Consider the following 17,482-nt stretch of genomic DNA (forward strand, 5'->3'; position numbering starts at 1 on the left):
GATGAAAGTCCTAAATATTATAGTTTTAACAATTAGTGATCGCCTGTGCCGTTGCAGCCTCGCTGTATGGTTCTTTCGCGATTAGAAAATCGTTGTTCCATGACAAATGTAGTAATCTTGTCCGACAGTGTATCACCCCGTAGGGCTATTGTGTAATCGCGACGGATTATTAAGCGGAATTGCAAAGTCGCAGGGCCCTCTCCCATCGGTTGGTAGTATATCGCCGAAAATAACCCTTCCGTTTACCGCATATAGGTTCAGTTTGGGAACGTTGTGCTGCGCTGGAGCGGGTATATGCCGGCTTCAGCTTGCCGCGGATCACAGTGCGGTAGTGTGCCGAATCGAGGTAGAATGGGCGTTGGTGGCTCTGCAACCTTATCGCGGTACAATATTTTGAGTACACTAGAATAATCATGCTCCGAATGTAAGAATATTCCGAGATATCGCGCATTTTAGTGTTTCATTTTAGCAGCCGGAGAGATGTCCGCAGTTAGAAGGTCTTCCATAACCTCGGGAGATCGCAGCATGACCGTCTATTACGTGAATTCAGTAACGGGATCCGACCATAACAGCGGAACCGGTGAGAGTTCAGCCTTTGCGACGTTGTCCGCTGTGGAAGCCTTAAAACTAAATCCTGGCGACAGCGTGCTGCTTGCTGCCGGAAGCGTCTTCAACGAACAGTTCGACCTGAAATATTCCGGCACTGTCAGCGCTCCGATCACCATCGGCAGCTATGGCATCGGTGATGCGCCGGTCATTCACAGCAGCAATAACGGGATACACGGTTCCAAGGCTTCGAACATCATTGTCGAGAACATCAAGATCGCCGATACTGGCGCCAACGCGATCTATGCAGGGAGTGTATCGAACTGGATCGTCCGCAACGTCGAGGTCTCGAATACCGGTCAGGCCGGAAAGGCCGGCTCGCTCAGCTTCCAAAGCAGCCAGAACATCACGATCGAGAATAGCACCCTGACCGGTGTGCATGCCGATGGCATTTGGATGGATAAGGTCAAGGGCGTCACCCTCGTCAACAATACCGTTACCAACAGTCAGGGGAGCGTGGCTGACGCCATTCAGCTCAACAACAGCAGCAATATCCTGATCAAGGACAATCATCTCGAGCAGACGGAAACCAATAGCGCCAAGGGCGTCCTGGTGCTGATCCGGGCTCAAGATGCCGTGGTTGAGGGCAATACCCTTGTCGGCGGCGGTTTCGGGGTGAGCGCTCAGGCGGGCACGAACATCGCCATCCATGACAACGACATCTCTGGATATGGCGGCTACAGTTGGTCGTACGGCATCGGTCTTGGCGACTCCGGCGATGCGAAAAATTACGACATTAGCGGAAATTACCTGCACGACGGCGTCTACGGCGTCCTGGTCAGCGCTGTCGGCAATCCCGCCTATGTCCGCGAGAACATCATTGTCCACGACAATGTCTTCGACGACCTGACCGCGTCGGCACTGAAGGTCGACAGGTCTGCATCAGGCTCCTTCTATGACAATGTCATCGATAGTTCGGTGTCGACGCTGACGATGCCCGCCGCAATCGCTGCGCAGAACACGTTCTCCATCGGTGAAAACAAGACGCTCGAACAAGCGCAGGCCGAGCTTGACAGCGCAGCGGGCAGCGCGAGCGGCGACACGTCGTCGAGCAATGAGCAGACTCCTGTCGCACCGGTTTCCGAGCATGTGGAGGTACCGGCGCCTCAGGTAGGTTCTCCGGCGCCCAGCATGGAAACGCCGGCCACGACCGCGCCTGCAGCGGTCGTTCCGAAAATTGTTGCGGTCCACGATAGCTTGAAGATCGCGGAAGATACCGGCAGTGCCTATCACGGAAATCTGCTTGATAACGACAATGCGATTAACGGCACAATACTGCTTCGCCGCTTCGGTGACAGCGCGGTGGACAAGCATGGCCTGACGCTGACCGGAAAATACGGCGTCATCCACGTCGAAAGCGACGGCGATTATAGTTATACGGTCGATGCCACCAAACTCGCAGGCCTCAGCGGCAAAGTCAGTGAGTTCTTTCAATACAAAATCTCCGATGGCGCTTCCCATATCGATACCGACAGCTTGAGCGTGTCGATCAACGTCGACGCATTCCATAGCAGTCACGCCTCGCACGTCCTGGCGTGAGGCTGTACCGGAGTCTGGCGCATTCCCGCGAGCCGCGGGCGGATTCAATTTGCGAGGCGGCCAAGTTTTCGCTAGTGGGCGATGCGAACGGCACCCTCTTTATCGGAAAAGTTCGCGTCTGTAAAAGCCAAATCAAACTACAGATTGCATTTATAGTTTAGTTCGTCAGTAAAAGCCGGATTTTAGCTGCCACATGCTCGCCGCTTTTAACCCTTATTGGCGGTCTTGCGATATTCACTTGCTTCGGCTCGTTTACTTATCGTAGTGTTGAAGTTAGACCCCTGAAATTGCTCGTGTTAAGTTTGTATTTTCGGTCATTTTCAGTGGGATTTATGTTCTACGTTATGGCTCGCAAGCGGGATCGGCAACGGTGCCGGGGATCCGAAGGCAGCCATGTCAATGATCGGATTGATGGCCGGTAACTGCACTGTGGACCAGCATTTCGTTGGTGCGCGATGCGGTAGAAGAGGATTGCTTCGTGTTTCAAAGTTCAGCAGCTGATGTCAATGAACCGTCCAAAGCCTTGCGGAAATGCAAAGGAGGACTGATCTTCATTGGTATAGCTAGCGCGCTTATCAACATACTTTATCTGACAAGTTCATTTTTCATGCTTGAGGTGTATGATCGGGTCATTCCCAGCAAAAGCATACCGACGCTGGCCGCCTTGGCAATACTTGCGTTGACTCTTTATGTTTTCCAGGGCGCGTTCGAAGTTCTCAGGAGCAGAATGCTCGTTCGCGTTGCCGGTGCGCTTGACGAGATGGTGAATGGGCGGGTGTTCCGGGCGTTGATCAAAGCGCCGCTGAAGGTCAAGATCGGCGGAGACGGGCTTCAGCCGCTGCGGGATTTCGATCAGATAAGAACGTTCTTGTCCGGCATGGGCCCGACGGCAATGTTCGATCTGCCCTGGCTTCCTTTCTATCTCGTTATCTGTTTCCTTTTTCATCCAGCAATTGGATATATCGCGATCGGCGGATCGCTCGTTCTCGCCATTCTGACGTTCCTGACCAACCAGGGCACGCGCACGCTCTCCAAGCGGCAATCGGAAGCCGCCAACATGCGCAACGGATTTGCGCAGAGCTCGATCCGCAATTCCGAGGTCATTCATGCCATGGGCATGGCAGGCACCATGGCCGAGATCTGGGACCGCAAGAACGGCGAATACCGGAACATCACCCGGCAGGCATCGGATGTCGGCAACGGATATGCGACGCTGTCGAAGATTTTCCGCATCGCCCTGCAATCGGGAACGCTGGCAACAGGCGCGATCCTGGTCATTCAGGGTCAAGCCTCTTCGGGTATTATCATCGCCGGTTCCATCCTGACGTCCCGCGCTCTGGCGCCTGTGGAGGCGGCGATCGGAAATTGGCGCGGTTTCGTTTCCGCCCAGCAGAGCTGGGCGCGGCTTGCGAACCTGCTGAAGACAATTCCGGAGATCCAAGCCCCTCTCGCGCTGGCTGCACCTTCCAAGCAGGTCACGGTTGAAGGTGTCGCCAGCGGACCGCCGGCCGGCCAGCGGCTGGTCATTTCCGATATCAGCTTCGGCCTGAAAGCCGGGAGCGCTCTCGGGGTCATCGGCTACAGCGCCTCTGGCAAATCGTCGCTGGCGCGGGCGATGATGGGCATCTGGCCGACGGTCAGAGGATCCATTCGTCTGGATGGCGCGGCGCTTGACCAGTGGGACGGCGACGCACTCGGCCGGCATATCGGTTATCTTCCGCAGGATGTCGAGCTCTTCTCCGGCACCGTCGCGCAGAATATCTGCCGCTTCGCTAAAGAGATGTCGCCGGAAGCGGTGGTTACCGCGGCGAGGGCGGCGCGCGTTCACGACCTCATTCTGCGTCTGCCGAACGGTTACGAGACCGAAATCGGCGAAGGCGGTGCTGCGCTTTCTGCGGGCCAGAGACAGCGTATCGCGCTTGCGAGAGCGCTCTACGGCGAACCATTCCTCGTCGTGCTCGATGAACCGAATTCCAATCTGGATGAGGAAGGCGAGCGGGCGCTGAGTGCTGCGATCATGAGCGTGCGTGCACGTGGCGGCATTGTCGTTGTCATCGCGCATCGCTCCGGCGTTCTGGCAGTGTGCGACTTCGTGCTGATGATGCAGGAGGGCAGGATGATCGCATTCGGTCCTAAGGAAGAAGTTCTGGCGCGGGTCAGCCGGACCGAGGCAGCACGAACCCCGATTGCCGAGCGCGTGGCTCAGCTTAAGGTCGTGGTCGACGGCAATGCGGCGGAATAGGCCGGAAGGAAGATCGTGAGCAAAGTTATTAGTGAATCCAAACGCTCCCTCAATCGCCATGTGGCGGTTGTCGGCGCGCTCTCCATTGCGTTGGTTTGCGGCATTGGCGGTTGGGCGGCGACGACGGAACTTTCCAGCGCCGTCATCGGAGAAGGCGTCGTTGTCGTCGACGGCGACGTCAAGAAGATCCAGCATCTGACGGGCGGCATCGTCTCGGAACTTCTGGTCTCCGAAAACGAGCATGTGTCGGCCGGACAGGTTTTGATACGGCTTGATGGAACGGCGACAAGAGCACAGCTGTCGATTGTCGAGAGCACGCTTGCTCAGCTTTATGCGCGCCGCGCCCGCCTGAAGGCGGAGCGGATCGGCGCCGAGTCGTTCGAAGTCGAAGAAAACCTCAGCGATCTGACATCCAGCACCGCGGCGCAGCAGCTGCTCGACGGCGAGCGAAAGTTGTTCGACAGCCGCAGATCGGCGCTGACCGGAATGAAGAGCCAGCTGGCGTCGCGCAAGGATCAACTGGGCGAGCAGATCAAGGGCTTGGTCGTTCAGATTAACGCCACAAGCGATTCCCTCGGCTTAATCGAACAGGAGCTCGAAGCCGTCGATGTTCTCTACAAGAAGGGTCTGGTCACGCTTCAGCGTTTGAATACGCTCAAGCGCGCCCGCGCCGATCTCCAGGGTAACAGCGGTCAGGAAATCGCTGCAAAGGCAGAGGCCGAGGGCAAGGCGATCGAAATCGACCGACAGTCGATTCAGCTGGATGAGGATCGCCGTTCGGAGATCGCAAAGGACCTGACCGATGTCGAAGCTCAGATCGCCGAAAATGAGGAGCGCCGCGGCACTGCGCTCGATCAACTCCGCCGTCTCGACATCACCGCGCCGCTCAGCGGCCGCGTTCACGAATTGTCGGTGCACACCGTCAATGGCGTTATCGAAGCCGGTCAGACGCTGGGGCTCGTCGTTCCCGAAAATGACGATCTTACCGTCCAGGCGAAGGTCGCTACCCGCGATATCGACCAGGTCCATGTCGGCCAATCCGTCGATGTGCGTTTCAGCGCTTTTGATCAGCGCACGACGCCCGATGTGCAGGCGGTGATCACCTCAATTGCGCCTGATATCGTCAAGGATGAGCGGACGGGGATCAGCTACTATCCACTGCGCGTCAAGCCGGAGGCTCAAAGTATCGCGAAGCTGAAATCGATAAAGCTCTATCCCGGCATGCCGGCCGAAGTCTTTATCAAGATCGGCGACCGGACCGTCATCTCTTATCTCACAAAACCTCTGACCGATCAGATGCAGCACGTATTTCGTGAGGAGTGATTGGCGCTCCTCGGCGTCGTTGCGGCATGTCGAGGCAGCTGCTATCCCGGTTGGATGCGAGGCTGATTTGCGCACTGAAGCGGACGTGACAATCTGTCCTTCATGATATTGTCTCAAGCCTGCTGCAAGGTCGGCTCCAAGGGCCTGCCAGCCGTTCCACAAGGTTCTCCTGCCGGGCGACGTATAGCTCTCGCCGAGATATGGTTCTGTCATGATATGTTTGCGGCTTTGGCGAGCGGCGCCGACCGAGAGGCGACTGGCATCGGTTCTGGTTCTGCTTTTAGCGTGCCTCGTAATGGTTTTGATGACTGGAAAGAGTGATGCCGAGAACCTTCCGCCGCTGAAAATTGTGGCTTTCGGAACATCGCTGACAGCGCGCGGGGGATGGCAGCCCGGCCTCCAGACAAGGCTTTCTGCCTGCCTGCAGAGATCCGTGAGAGTGGAGAGCGTCGCAAAGAGCGGCGAGACGTCGACATGGGCTTTGACCCAGCTGGATCGGGTCGTTGCCGAGCAGCCGGATATTATTCTGATCGAGCTCTACGCCAATGACGCGACATTGCATCGGTTCGTGTCCCTGGCACAAAGCCGAAGGAATATTGCCGACATTCTCGATCAGCTTCGTCAACGCCTGCCGCGGGCGCGGATCATCCTCATGGCGATGAATCCATTTTCGGGACTGCGGGGGCTAATCCGTCCTTTTGCCGGTAGCTATATCTCGGCTCATCAGGCGGAAGCACGGAAACGCGGCCTGGAGTTTATCGACTATCGGCCCGATTGGGAGCGTCTGACCCCTGACGATCTGGCCGCTGCAATTCCTGACGGCGCCCATCCGAGGCCCGAAGTCGCATCTAAGATCATCGTTCCCCAACTCGCCCGGCACATAGCCGGCCGCGATTGCAGAGAATGAATTTCCTCTGTCTCGAGGGCGTCTGCGCCCGTTGGCGGGTTCAACCTGCCGCGAGATAACCCTTTAAATACTTGACCAGCGACGTCCGGCCGGCATCGGAAACATCTTCATGAGAGGGGCTGTCCAGGTCCCGCAGGAGATAGTCCTTGAGTTCGTCATCGCTTTGGGCGACATAGATGCCCGGCCGGCCGACAAGCTGACTGACCGTGGCAAGCTGGTGATCGTTTCGATGCTCACCAAGAGCCGCCTTCCGTGGAACAAGAATGATCGGTTTGCCGAAACGCTTCGCCGTGAGGACCGTGCCGATTCCCGCGTGAGAGACGATGACAGTCGCATCGCGAAAGACCTTATCGAAGTCCGCAGGCTCGATATTCTTGATCCATTTCATGTTCTGTGGAGTATAGGTGCCCTTGCCAATCTGAGCCAGCACCGGTCTGGTCAGATCCTTGGCGAAGGTATCGACGGCCTTGACGAGGCGATCAAACGGCAGCTGCGTTCCGACGGTGACAAGGATCAAAGGACAGCTCCTGCGTAATGGGGGCCATCCGGCCGCGAGAGATGTTGCCATTGCGTGAGCCAGAGCGTTGCAATATGGCCGGCCAATTTTCCCGATAAGGAGAGTTTCTCGACATTGGCGACACTATCGATCCAGATCGTTCGCTTGCCCATGAGCCTGCCGGCCAACAGGCAGAACAGGCCTGGAGCTGCTCCCGTCGACAGGATGACATCGGGCTTCAGCTTGAAGACAATGTAGAACGCGCTGAAAAAACACTTGATTGACATAACGATCGAGTCCCGGCTGCAATCGGGCAAAACCAAGCCATTGCTGATATCGTACTTTTTTAAGAGACCGGGAATCGTGGTGGCGAAAAATACCTCGCTACCCTCGAAGGCAGCGCGCATAGCCATCATCTGTTCCCAGTGACCACCTCCGGACGAAGCGGCGAGAATTTTCCGTTTTTTTCCGTCAGTCATATTAGGTCCATCCTCGCACTATCTTATGGTTCGCGCTGCTATGGTGTCTCAGCATATTTAGAGCCCGCTGAGAATTGTTCACATTTTGCGAGCCATGCGTTGGAGAGTGTGATTTCCTATTGCAATGCATCATTTTTGAATGCAATGCAATGCAAGCGGCTCGGCCGGCATTGACTTCACGAGTGGCAGTGTATCGTCTTGTATCACCTCGAAAGGACAATCGGATGCACAACAATCCCGTACGCGCTTACCGTCCCGATATAGATGGTCTTCGTTCGGTTGCCGTCATTTCCGTTGTGCTATTTCATGCAGGTCTGAGGTCATTTTCGGGCGGATTCGTTGGTGTCGATATTTTCTTCGTCATCTCCGGGTATCTCATTACAGGACATATTTATGGCGACATTCTAAAATCGGAATTCAAATTCACAAGATTCTATGCGCGGCGGGCACGGCGCATATTGCCGGCGCTGTTTTTCGTATTGGCCGTTTCGTTTCTGATCGGTTTTCTCCTCCTGTCCCCGGGCGAGTTCAGGAAATTTTCGCATAGTGCCGTTGCCGCCATGTTAGGCTTTTCTAACGTCTATTATTGGCTTTCCAGCAACTACTTCTCGCCGGCATCCGACCAGCTGCCCATGCTGATGACCTGGAGTCTCGGCGTGGAGGAACAGTTTTATATGGTCTTTCCCTGGATCATTTTGTTCCTGAACCGCTACTTTAAACAGGCTATTCTTCCCGCGATCGCAACGCTTGTCGTACTCTCCTTCATATTTTCCGTTGCAGCGTTGAAGATCAATCCCGCTTTCACCTTTTACCTGCTTCCGACCCGCGCATGGGAACTGGGGATTGGCGGCATTCTCGCTGTTATGGAGACAAAGGGTTTGCGTCTCGACCGGGGGGGCAGCGCAGTCGTCAATGCCATTGCATTGATCGGCGCGATATTGGTTGTCCTACCGATCTGCGTCTACAACGATTCCACGCCTTTTCCCGGAGCTGCGGCGCTTTTGCCGGTTCTCGGGTCGGCGCTGCTGATTGCGACCCCAAGCTCGATGGTGGCTTTTGCGCTCGGTTCGCGGCCGTTCGTTTTTATCGGGCTTGTCTCATATTCCTGGTATCTGTGGCATTGGCCTCTTTTGAGCTTCGCCAGCGTCGCATCCGTCTGGCCATTGCCGCAATCGACGGCTTTGCTCATCGTTGGAACCTCATTTATTCTGGCGGTTCTGACGTATTATCTCGTGGAGAAACCGTTTCGGCGCCCGGGTCTTTCCAATGGCCGCACACTTTGGCGCTACGCCGCGGCCTTGGCGGTTTTCGCGTTTCCTTTCGCGCTGACCGCACTACTGGCCGGCGTTCCACAGAGATTTGGTTCACAGGTTGCCAGGATTGAACAGATCGCAGGCGGGCGTGAAGCGTGCCTCGTATCTTATGGTGCAACCTCCCCAGCTCTCGGCAGCAACTGCCAACCTGCAGGCAATACCGAGCCTGCGATAGCTTTGATCGGCGACAGCCATGCGGCTGCCCTTGCGCCCGGATTGCGAGCCATCGCGCAGGAGCGGGGTTACCAGCTTTACGTCTTTACAAAAACATCCTGCCCGCCGCTGACAAGCGCCACGCGCTATATGCCCAACCATCCGCTCCATGCTGCAGAATGCTCGGCTTATAATGCCAAAGTATTGGGTTTGCTGCGCGAAAACGACGCGATCAAGAAAGTTATCTTGGCCGGGTACTGGTCTGCTCCGATGCGTGAAGCAGAGACCGGTTCGCGCTATATCAGCCCAGGAGCCAATGGCGCAGAGCAGGCCGAAAACCAAAATGGGCCGACCCTGGAGTCGGCACTTGCATCGCAGATCGCTCAATTGCGGGCCATGAACAAGGATGTCGTCCTTCTGCAAGACGTTCCACTGTTCAACTTTAATCCTGTCCGCGCCGTGCTCCAGCGTGCCATACCCTTCAGAGCTGCGTTTGGAGGATGGCTCGACGGCGATCGTAATCTGACACCATATGATGCTCCGATGAAAGCTGTCGCGAATTTCGACGATCCGGTCAGGGATATCATCACGCGTGTCGCGGAGAAATCACCGCCTGGCGTGATCCTGGTCGATCCTTTCAGCGCGCTTTGCCCGCGAGCTCGGTGCAGTTTTTCCACCGCCGACGGCGCCCCGTTGTTCATAGACAACCAGCATCTATCGACGGTCGGCTCGGAAGTTGCCGCCAGGGCGGTCCTTCCGGCAGATGACGAGGAGAAAATGAGGACGACGTCTTTTTCCGACAAACAGTCTCGGGTGACTGGTATTGTGAGGCATATTGACATGCCGGTGCGCTGAGTTCGCCTCAGCTCCTGTGAACAGTGGTGACTTTCACCTCTTCAGATCCCGCAACGAATGCGCCCGAGCGCCGGTGCAATCAATGCGCTGTCATCCGCGGCCTCGACGCCATGGGATCGACCAGTTGAAAGATTGGCGGCTTCCAGTGTTCCGGATGACGTGCGTCGTTTGGGACGCACGACTAAAGCGCGTCGCTTTCAATCCACGCATCGTGCTTTCCCAAAGATCGATTCCAACTTTCGGGCAAAGGCGCTACGCCGCAACAACCTTAGCTCTGAGGCTGATGGATTTGAGGTAGCGCCCAACTGGCTTTTCGATGAACATATAAATCAGAGCACCGCCACCGGCAGCAATCGCCACATCCATCGGGCGCCAGAACCAAAGATAGCGAAAATTTATGCCTGAAAGTGCGGTCAGATCACTGAACAGCGTTCGGCTCAGGGTGAAGAACAGCTGCTGAAATATGTAGACCGAAAACGACGCAGCGCCCAAAAATCTCAACCACGGTATGTTAGGTGCCCAGCCAAGCCTCTCGCTCGTCAACGCCGCGACGACGACCAGCACCGCAAGCCCACTCCATGCTAGCCTGCCCAGCAGGTACGAGCAGGCGAACAAGCTGGCGGCGAGAATTAAGGATATCAACACGGACCGCAATACCGAAACACTTTGCAGCGTCAAGCCGTATGTTCGCCCTAAAATCGCACCGGCCAAGAACTCAAGGAGAAGAGAGTTGGTATAGATTTTAAAGGCTGCGCCTTGCAGCGGTGCGATCTGTCCCAATGTCACCAGCGCAACGAAACACCCCGCCAGTGCCCAAATGCGGAGATTTTGCCGGATGAGCAGGATAAGAGAGAACACGGCATAGAAATACATCTCGTAGTTCAGGGTCCATCCCTGCAGGATCACAGGCCAAGTCTCTCCGTCCATGTTCTCGTATGGAATAAAGAGCATAGACAAGATCACCGGAACGATACTGGGTTCATATTGATGAACCGGAATTCCGATCAACACCAAAAGGCCGGCGGAAAGAATCGCGACCCAATACATTGGAACCACGCGAATAACTCTATCGAGCAGGAAGGCAGACGGGCTTTTGTCTTTCGCGTCAGTTGTGGCGATCATAACGAAGCCACTGATAACAAAGAACAAGTCAACGCCATATGCCCCGATCCAAAATATCTCGAATCGGTGATACAGCAACACTCCGATTGCTGCCAAAGCACGAAGATATTGAAGTGATAAAATCTCTTGTGGTTTCTGTTTGGTGAGCATCCCCTTGCCCCTTATTCGCGCGCGACCTCACGCGAAAGCGGGCCGCCGGCACGCCAGCATTACCCCTTGTCGTGACGGCTGTTGGTTCTTTCCTGTCGAGTGTATTTGGTATGGTTTCTCAAAAAATATTTAAAACTTCTATCCACTCTGTGTGTTCATCGACGAGCCATCGCGCTTCATTCTGCTTAGCGGAAGCGAAACAACCAGGTAAGGCCAGAGAATGACTGGCGCCAGCATCATTCCCGCTTCCATCATTGAGCCAACCACGATCAGAAGAATGATTGCAACTTCCTTGGAGTGTGTGGCGCGAAGCTCGGTTGAACGCTGGATCGTTACTAGACGGCCGCCCAAACGCTGAAGAATAAAGGCTGTCCAGGCAATCATGCCCGGAACCCCGATGTTGAGGGCAAGTTCCAAGTAGGTGTTGTGGGTGGAGCGCGCGTCGAAGGTCAGCGAGACATATTGCTCCATAATTTCCGGCTGACGGAAAACGGCAAAACCGTAACCAAAAAGAGGGCGGTCGTACACCAGCGGCATCAACTGTTCCCAGATGTTGGTCCGTCCGGAAAAGGTAAGGTCTTTTCCAAATGCGTCCGCAATCATTTGTGCAACGCCAAGATAGGCGAAGGATGCCGCCACCCCCAATATAATGCAGAAGAAGAAAACAATGAAGGAGCGCGCCAGGGAGTTTCCCACGGTTTGCATCATACGTGAGCCGGCCAATGTGGCCACGCCGATCGCCACCATAACAACCGCAGTCGAAGATTTGGAAACAACGATGAGTAGGAGAGTACACAGCAACGCCGCCCAGCGTAGAAGTTGGCTGTAGCGTAATGGTCCTCTTGGTATTCCCAGCGACAGCATGGTTATGAAACTGACGGCACAAAACTGACCAAGACCGTTCTTGTGGTAGAATAGACCCTTAACCATGCCGGCATAGGATCCTCCCATCACAGCATATCTTGGCAAGGCCACGGTATACAGGATGTTGGCAAACGCCGCGAACATCCCAAAGGTCGCCAGAAGCCGGAAGGTTTCAACGCTGCCGTATCGATGCCGGTAAAGCAACGGCGCTACTGTCAGTACGGCGACGGCGGCAATGCCGCGCACGGATGCGCTAAAACTGATGGAAAGCCCAAGGGAAATGATTGACAGTATAATAACGACGAAAACCAGAACCGGTATCCTACGAAAATAGGAAAGGAAACGGTTTGGTTCCAATACGAAGTAAAGGCCGATCAACGGAATGAGGCTATACAGCATCAGTTTCTGCGCAAACGGATCAACAGATGCATCTTCATTGAAGTTTGAGGGATAGCCGTACCACATCCCGGTTGTTCGCAAGAGTGTTAGGTAGAACATTCCGGTGAGAAGGACGCGGACAAGCGTTTCCTTTCTGATGCCGCGACGTGGCCGCGGCCGGACGACTGGCCGCAGGATGATTTCCTGGTCCGGAAGATAAGAATGGCCGAGACTCATCCGAGGGTACTCCTGCAAACAGTATCAGAAGGCGGCATTGGGCCTGTATTCCTGGTATGCGTGTCCGAGAATCCCGTTCACCATGCCGGCACCGCGTAGCACATGGGTGAGTGCCCGCATGCCCCAATAGGGTGAAACCAGGATCGCCGGCAGCATGACCAGCCCAAGCATCACTCTCGTGGCGCCATAGGCCGCGCGATAGAGCCGGCGCTTGAGGTTGCCGTGCAGGACTTCGCTGACGGCGAAAGTGTTGCCGAGCCGGTATTGTCGCTGCAACACCCATGTCCAAGTCATGCGGCTGGCGGGAACAATATCATAGACGAGCGCCTTGTCAGCCCAGAAAACCTGCATGCCACGGCGAATTGCCTGATTGAAGAAGAGATAGTCAGTGCCCCCGGTGAAGCGCATTTTCTCTTCGAAGCGTAGATTCCATGAGCGGATGAGGCGATAATCGAACATGACATTGTTCGAAGCCGCATAGGAAATGCGCTGACCGTCCTTGTTCTTCTTGCGCTCGAAAACCCTTGCCTTGATGAAATATTCCGGCGGATTCTCGGGATAGACCGGCTGGACCGGACCGTAGACGCAATCGGCGCGATTATTCTCCCGGGTCTCCAGCATCGCATCGAGCCAGCCGTCGACCGGCCATTCGTCATCGTCGAGAAAGCAGAAGAGGTCGGTGCCGGCTGGGGCCGAATCGAGCGCGCGATTGCGCGCAAAGGGAATGCCCTGGTTCGGTTCGACGACATAGATTAGATCGTAGGCGCCCGTTTGGCCAAAGGCCTCGACCGTGGCTCTTGCACTGCCGGCGGCATCGTTGTCGACGATCACCATCGTGAGATGATAGGGGCGAGCCGGGTGCCTGGTCTGGCGTGTCATCACTTTGAGCAGCTTGGCAATTCCGTCCAGCCGCCGATAAGTCAGCACGCCGACGGCGATGTTCAACGGCGGCGCCCCTGACGGATCAGTTCCGGCGGATGAATGCGGAAAGGTGTCCTGCTGGTTCATGACTGTCCTCTCCGCAACATATTGCCCAAACGCTTGCGCGCTGCCATCAAGGCCACTTCGTTGACGGCATCATCGCCGAACGGACCGCCGGCCACCGTGTTGCGGGCTTCGCTCCTCAGTTTCAAGAGCGATGTCGTTTCGGCAATGCCTCCCGCCACCAGGCTCTTGCCGAGCGCATGCAGCCCATCATAGCGGCGCGCCAGCTCCAATCCTGTGGCGATCATGATCCGTGGGCGCAGTGTTTTTGCCCTGTTCGTGCCCGTATAGCGGTTCGAGGCGTGAATGCGCTGAAAGGTCAGCGGCGTTTCGACAATGGCTCCGCGACCGAGATAGGCGGCTGCAAACTTGATGTAATTGTCGCTGAGCACGACATCTTTCGCGACCGACATTGGCAGGATCTGGGACAGAAGATCGCGTCGGAAGCTCAAGCCGGAGGTCGGCACCGGAAGCGAGGGAAAGCCGCCCCTGCGCAGTGTGTCCCGTTTGTCGAACAGCGTCACCTGCAACTGCGCGGCAGGCAGGTCGCCTTCGTTGGTCGTCACACGGTCGAAGCACCAGTCGATCTCGTTGCGGTCATAGATCTCGGCGATGCGCGCGAGTTTGCCAGGCAGAAACGCATCATCGGCATCAAGGAGAAAGAGGATGCCGCCACTCGCGGCCGCAAAACCCGCATTGAAGCTTGAGGCCTGCCCGCCGTTTTCCTTCAATACGGATCGGATCTGCTCGCCGTAGGAAGCGAGGATCTCCCTGGAATCATCCGTGGAGCCATCGTCGACGACAATCACCTCGTAGTCGGGACAGGTCTGCGACAGGACGCTGTCGATGCATGGGCGCAGGAACTGCCCATAATTGAAATTGTTGATCAGCACCGAAAGTTTCAAATTACCGCCTCCTGGGCCAATCGATTACCGCCCCAGCGGCGCGTACCGGCGAATGCCGGCACGATAGCCACGCATGTAGTAATATTTCCAAATCGCCCAGAAACGCTTCTTTGACCGCGGCAGGAGATAGAGGAGGGCAGCACGGAAAGCCCACTGTGCGCTTTCGATCCAGGTCGGCAATGGAACGCCGCTTATCCTCACGCCTTCCGGCACCTCATCAGGAAAGAGTGCCGGCATGCCGTAGCCAAGCCGCTCGCCGCGTTTCTGCACCCAATCCTCGGTCACGCTCGATGCCGGGATCCAGTGGTGAACCACGGCTTCGGCGCAACGATAGGATTTGGCTCCGCCCGCGGCCAGGCGGATGATGATTTCAGCGTCTTCACCCATTGCGAACATCTTTCCCGGAAGAGGGCCGATATCTTCTCGATAGCGTACGCTTGTCCCCAGCAGCTCTCGCCGAACGATTGTGTTCGGGCCCCAAACCTTTGTCGGATCGCACGGTCCGCTTTGTGTTTCATCGACGATCGCGAACGTCGATCCCATGGGAATCCAGTCGATAAAGCGGTCCTTCGGCTCCTCCTCCCAATCTGGAACGATTCTGCCGCCGAAGACGCCATAGCTCGGATGGGCTGCGGCACAGTCGACGATCGCTTTCAGCCAATTTGGTTCGGCGCGGATGTCGTCGTCGGTAAGGACAACGAGATCCCCCTTCACCCGATCCAAGGCCAGATTCAGCGCGCTGGATTTTCCCGGCTTGCGCTGCTGCAGGATGGTGATCGGAAGCTTCTCGCTATACGATTTCAGAAGGTCGAACGTATCGTCCTTGCTATTATTGTCGACAGCGATCAATTCCCATCGATCATGGGGAAGCTCCTGGCTCACCAATGAATCCAGAGTATGGCGCAGCCGGCGGCTGGCGCCATTATAGGATGAAAAGAGCACGCTGACGAAAAGATCCGACATCAGTTACCAACCCTCTTGGTGAAGTCGAAAGAGAAAAGCCTCATGATTTGACTACCTATGCCTATTGGACGGATCGTTTTGCTATGCGGGATTCGACCGCGTCCCGCCGAAGAATTCGCGCCGATAACCGCCGCCGAGAACCCTCAGCTTGCGAAAATTGCGCAACAACCGTCGCGGCTTCAGAAGTACGCCACGATTGAGAAAATACTGCCGCATCAGGCTCGGCGCGCGGCTGTGCGATCCGCCATGGGCGACCCGGTAGACTGCTCCCCGGAAAGGCAGTTTGGTCAAGGGCGCTCCGCGCTGGGCAAGAATGTCCGCAATGCGGACGTGGCTGCCCAGCATCGACTTGATCCAGTCGAGAGAGGCGTCTTCAAACCGCTGCGGCAGTTCATATAGATCGGCGCGAATGATCAGCGAGGTGCCGCAGAGATGGCTGAAGTCGTCATGGCCGAGCAGAAAATTGCCGCCGTCGTCCCAAATGTAACCGTTGTCGATCGTCCATCCGTTGGCATCCCGGTTTTCCGATACATATTGCACGATACGGGAGCTGACGAAATCGTCGTCATCGACAATCATGAAAAAGCGGCTGTCGGCCGCGGCCAGCATGCCGCTCAGAACGCGCCGGCCTTTGTCGGCGCGGAAGGCATCGAGGAAGTCTTCCTTGCTGCCCTTTCCGAGTTCGTGCATGTCGTTCGGCGGAAACGTCACACGAACGGCGGAAAATTTCTCCGGCAGATCAGGCAGATCGGCCCCTTCATTGGCTACGATGATGCCGCGCCAATCTCCATTGGTCTGATTGGAAATGGAGGCCACGGTCTGGCTGAGATTTGCCTTCAGCTTGCTCCAATCGCGCGCGTTGTCCTGATGTCGGACCGGGATGATGAAGGTGACAAGTGGCATCGAATTCCCCCTTAAGCCCGCAGGCCCACAGCTTCTTTCTCCGCGACGCGTCCGTTGGCAGCCTGCTGACGCGCCCACTCGATTCCGTCTTCGAGCGATGTCGCTTTGTAGGAAAGGTCGGTACCGCCGGAGAAAGCATTCATGAAGCGGCGGATCTTTCCATAGCTGTTGTCCAGCACCGCATGCGGACGGCCGAGCAGCAGCGAGCAGATATGGACGTGCAAGCGATCGGTCACGATCGCGCGGGCGCGCGAAATCTGACTGATGCCACGCTCGAAGCGGTTATGAGCCGCAGCGTCCAGCCTGCGCAAGGCAACTTCGCTCGGCTTCAATGCGAGATAAGCCGAGGCTACGCCCAACTTCTTGGCGATGTCCACCTTCCGCTTCGATTCTGTAATCCAGTCTTCCACAGGAATATCGGAAGGAATCTTGCGATCACCGCCGCCGACGCGTTCCGCATCCTCGCGCAACATGGCGAGGACGGGAATCTGCGTCGCCCTTTCCGGCAGCGGGCCGATGGCAAAGGCCATGTCCGGGCACAGCCGCACGGTGCAGTCGAAGTGCTTCTCGGAAAACTCCTTCGATTCTTCGTCGCGCACCAGCAGTACGAAATTCTTGTGGCGTCCGATGGCCTTTTTGGACTGCTCGATGCGCTCGGGCGAGCTGTAGTGGATCGACTGCGGGAACTGGATGATCTGCCGATCCGGGAAGCGTTCCATGATCATTTCACGGAAGTCCTGGTGGGCGACCCAGATATCGCCGAAATTGCCGCCGCCGTGAATGAAGATCGGGCCGGTCGGCACACGCCGTTTCAGCTCGTCGGCGGAGAAGTCGTGAAGCCTGGAGACATAGTCCGGGCGCTTTCCGAAGCGATCCCTGAGATAGGCCATCTCTCCCAGCCAGATCGCCGAGTCGCCGCAATTGCGGATGTCGGGAAAGTCGAGAATCGCAAGCGGTTCATCGCGCGAGACATAGTCCTTCAGGCAATCATGGATCATGCCGTTGAGTTTTGCGATCAGCTCCGATCTGGATTGGCTGGTCATTCTGCCTCTCTTGTTGATGT

Annotated in this window: 14 protein-coding genes; 5 read left to right on the plus strand and 9 right to left on the minus strand. The window is 56.3% G+C overall.

The features are described from left to right. Positions 1 to 525: 525 nt before the first annotated feature. The 4 genes from HJC00_RS28230 (at position 526) to HJC00_RS28245 (ending at position 6,617) form a co-directional block, all read left to right on the plus strand. On the plus strand, positions 526 to 2,145 hold the full coding sequence (locus HJC00_RS28230; RefSeq protein ID WP_221164983.1) for a right-handed parallel beta-helix repeat-containing protein: 1,620 nt from the start codon (positions 526 to 528) through the stop codon (positions 2,143 to 2,145). Positions 2,146 to 2,623: 478 nt separating this feature from the next. Next, positions 2,624 to 4,387: a type I secretion system permease/ATPase gene (locus HJC00_RS28235; RefSeq protein ID WP_210630229.1), complete on the plus strand. Its 1,764-nt coding sequence runs from the start codon at positions 2,624 to 2,626 to the stop codon at positions 4,385 to 4,387. Between the two features lie 15 nt (positions 4,388 to 4,402). Next, positions 4,403 to 5,710 carry an HlyD family type I secretion periplasmic adaptor subunit gene (locus HJC00_RS28240; RefSeq protein WP_210630230.1) on the plus strand — a complete coding sequence of 436 codons (1,308 nt, stop codon included), beginning with the start codon at positions 4,403 to 4,405 and terminating at the stop codon, positions 5,708 to 5,710. A gap of 211 nt (positions 5,711 to 5,921) precedes the next feature. After that, positions 5,922 to 6,617, plus strand: a complete 696-nt coding sequence (locus HJC00_RS28245) for an SGNH/GDSL hydrolase family protein (RefSeq protein ID WP_210630232.1) — start codon at positions 5,922 to 5,924, stop codon at positions 6,615 to 6,617. Positions 6,618 to 6,657: 40 nt separating this feature from the next. On the opposite strand, the gene HJC00_RS28250 is transcribed toward HJC00_RS28245, so the two are convergent. Together HJC00_RS28250 and HJC00_RS28255 are read right to left on the minus strand one after the other, a co-directional pair. Next, entirely contained in the window at positions 6,658 to 7,134 is a 477-nt protein-coding gene (locus tag HJC00_RS28250; protein ID WP_221164984.1) for a glycosyltransferase, read from the minus strand. Continuing rightward, positions 7,131 to 7,592, minus strand: a complete 462-nt coding sequence (locus HJC00_RS28255) for a glucuronosyltransferase (RefSeq protein ID WP_210630236.1) — start codon at positions 7,590 to 7,592, stop codon at positions 7,131 to 7,133. The genes HJC00_RS28250 and HJC00_RS28255 overlap by 4 nt, the downstream gene beginning before the upstream one ends. A 224-nt stretch (positions 7,593 to 7,816) precedes the next feature. Between HJC00_RS28255 and HJC00_RS28260 the strand changes: the two genes are divergently transcribed. After that, positions 7,817 to 9,913, plus strand: coding sequence for an acyltransferase family protein (locus HJC00_RS28260; protein WP_221164985.1), 2,097 nt, complete (start codon positions 7,817 to 7,819; stop codon positions 9,911 to 9,913). 252 nt (positions 9,914 to 10,165) lie between these two features. On the opposite strand, the gene HJC00_RS28265 is transcribed toward HJC00_RS28260, so the two are convergent. The 7 genes from HJC00_RS28265 to HJC00_RS28295 form a co-directional block, all read right to left on the minus strand. Beyond that, positions 10,166 to 11,185: an acyltransferase gene (locus HJC00_RS28265; protein WP_221164986.1), complete on the minus strand. Its 1,020-nt coding sequence runs from the start codon at positions 11,183 to 11,185 to the stop codon at positions 10,166 to 10,168. A 138-nt stretch (positions 11,186 to 11,323) separates the two neighbouring features. Next, positions 11,324 to 12,664 (minus strand): O-antigen ligase, encoded by a 1,341-nt coding sequence (locus HJC00_RS28270; RefSeq protein ID WP_210630241.1) that lies wholly within the window; start codon positions 12,662 to 12,664, stop codon positions 11,324 to 11,326. A gap of 24 nt (positions 12,665 to 12,688) precedes the next feature. Continuing rightward, positions 12,689 to 13,672 (minus strand): glycosyltransferase family A protein, encoded by a 984-nt coding sequence (locus tag HJC00_RS28275; protein WP_221164987.1) that lies wholly within the window; start codon positions 13,670 to 13,672, stop codon positions 12,689 to 12,691. Continuing rightward, the gene (locus HJC00_RS28280) at positions 13,669 to 14,553 is read right to left on the minus strand and encodes a glycosyltransferase family 2 protein (RefSeq protein WP_221164988.1); all 885 of its coding nucleotides are present in this window, start codon (positions 14,551 to 14,553) and stop codon (positions 13,669 to 13,671) included. Before HJC00_RS28280 ends, HJC00_RS28275 begins: the two co-directional genes overlap by 4 nt. Positions 14,554 to 14,577: 24 nt before the next feature. Next, entirely contained in the window at positions 14,578 to 15,516 is a 939-nt protein-coding gene (locus tag HJC00_RS28285) for a glycosyltransferase family 2 protein (RefSeq protein WP_221164989.1), read from the minus strand. A gap of 81 nt (positions 15,517 to 15,597) precedes the next feature. Beyond that, a complete protein-coding gene (locus tag HJC00_RS28290) occupies positions 15,598 to 16,419 on the minus strand; it encodes a galactosyl transferase (RefSeq protein WP_210630249.1) in 822 nt (273 codons plus the stop codon). Positions 16,420 to 16,430: 11 nt separating this feature from the next. After that, the gene (locus HJC00_RS28295) at positions 16,431 to 17,462 is read right to left on the minus strand and encodes a polysaccharide pyruvyl transferase family protein (protein WP_210630251.1); all 1,032 of its coding nucleotides are present in this window, start codon (positions 17,460 to 17,462) and stop codon (positions 16,431 to 16,433) included. Positions 17,463 to 17,482: the final 20 nt, after the last annotated feature.

The sequence above is a fragment of the Rhizobium sp. NLR22b genome (assembly GCF_019685295.1).
Taxonomy (GTDB): Bacteria; Pseudomonadota; Alphaproteobacteria; order Rhizobiales; family Rhizobiaceae; genus Rhizobium.

Excerpts from the sequence above, each read along its gene's own strand:
- HJC00_RS28230 (WP_221164983.1), top strand. The coding sequence starts at position 526 with ATGACCGTCTATTACGTGAATTCAGTAACGGGATCCGACCATAACAGC.
- HJC00_RS28245 (WP_210630232.1), top strand. The coding sequence starts at position 5,922 with ATGATATGTTTGCGGCTTTGGCGAGCGGCGCCGACCGAGAGGCGACTG.
- HJC00_RS28255 (WP_210630236.1), bottom strand. The coding sequence starts at position 7,592 with ATGACTGACGGAAAAAAACGGAAAATTCTCGCCGCTTCGTCCGGAGGT.
- HJC00_RS28260 (WP_221164985.1), top strand. The coding sequence starts at position 7,817 with ATGCACAACAATCCCGTACGCGCTTACCGTCCCGATATAGATGGTCTT.
- HJC00_RS28265 (WP_221164986.1), bottom strand. The coding sequence starts at position 11,185 with ATGCTCACCAAACAGAAACCACAAGAGATTTTATCACTTCAATATCTT.
- HJC00_RS28270 (WP_210630241.1), bottom strand. The coding sequence starts at position 12,664 with ATGAGTCTCGGCCATTCTTATCTTCCGGACCAGGAAATCATCCTGCGG.
- HJC00_RS28275 (WP_221164987.1), bottom strand. The coding sequence starts at position 13,672 with ATGAACCAGCAGGACACCTTTCCGCATTCATCCGCCGGAACTGATCCG.
- HJC00_RS28285 (WP_221164989.1), bottom strand. The coding sequence starts at position 15,516 with ATGTCGGATCTTTTCGTCAGCGTGCTCTTTTCATCCTATAATGGCGCC.
- HJC00_RS28290 (WP_210630249.1), bottom strand. The coding sequence starts at position 16,419 with ATGCCACTTGTCACCTTCATCATCCCGGTCCGACATCAGGACAACGCG.
- HJC00_RS28295 (WP_210630251.1), bottom strand. The coding sequence starts at position 17,462 with ATGACCAGCCAATCCAGATCGGAGCTGATCGCAAAACTCAACGGCATG.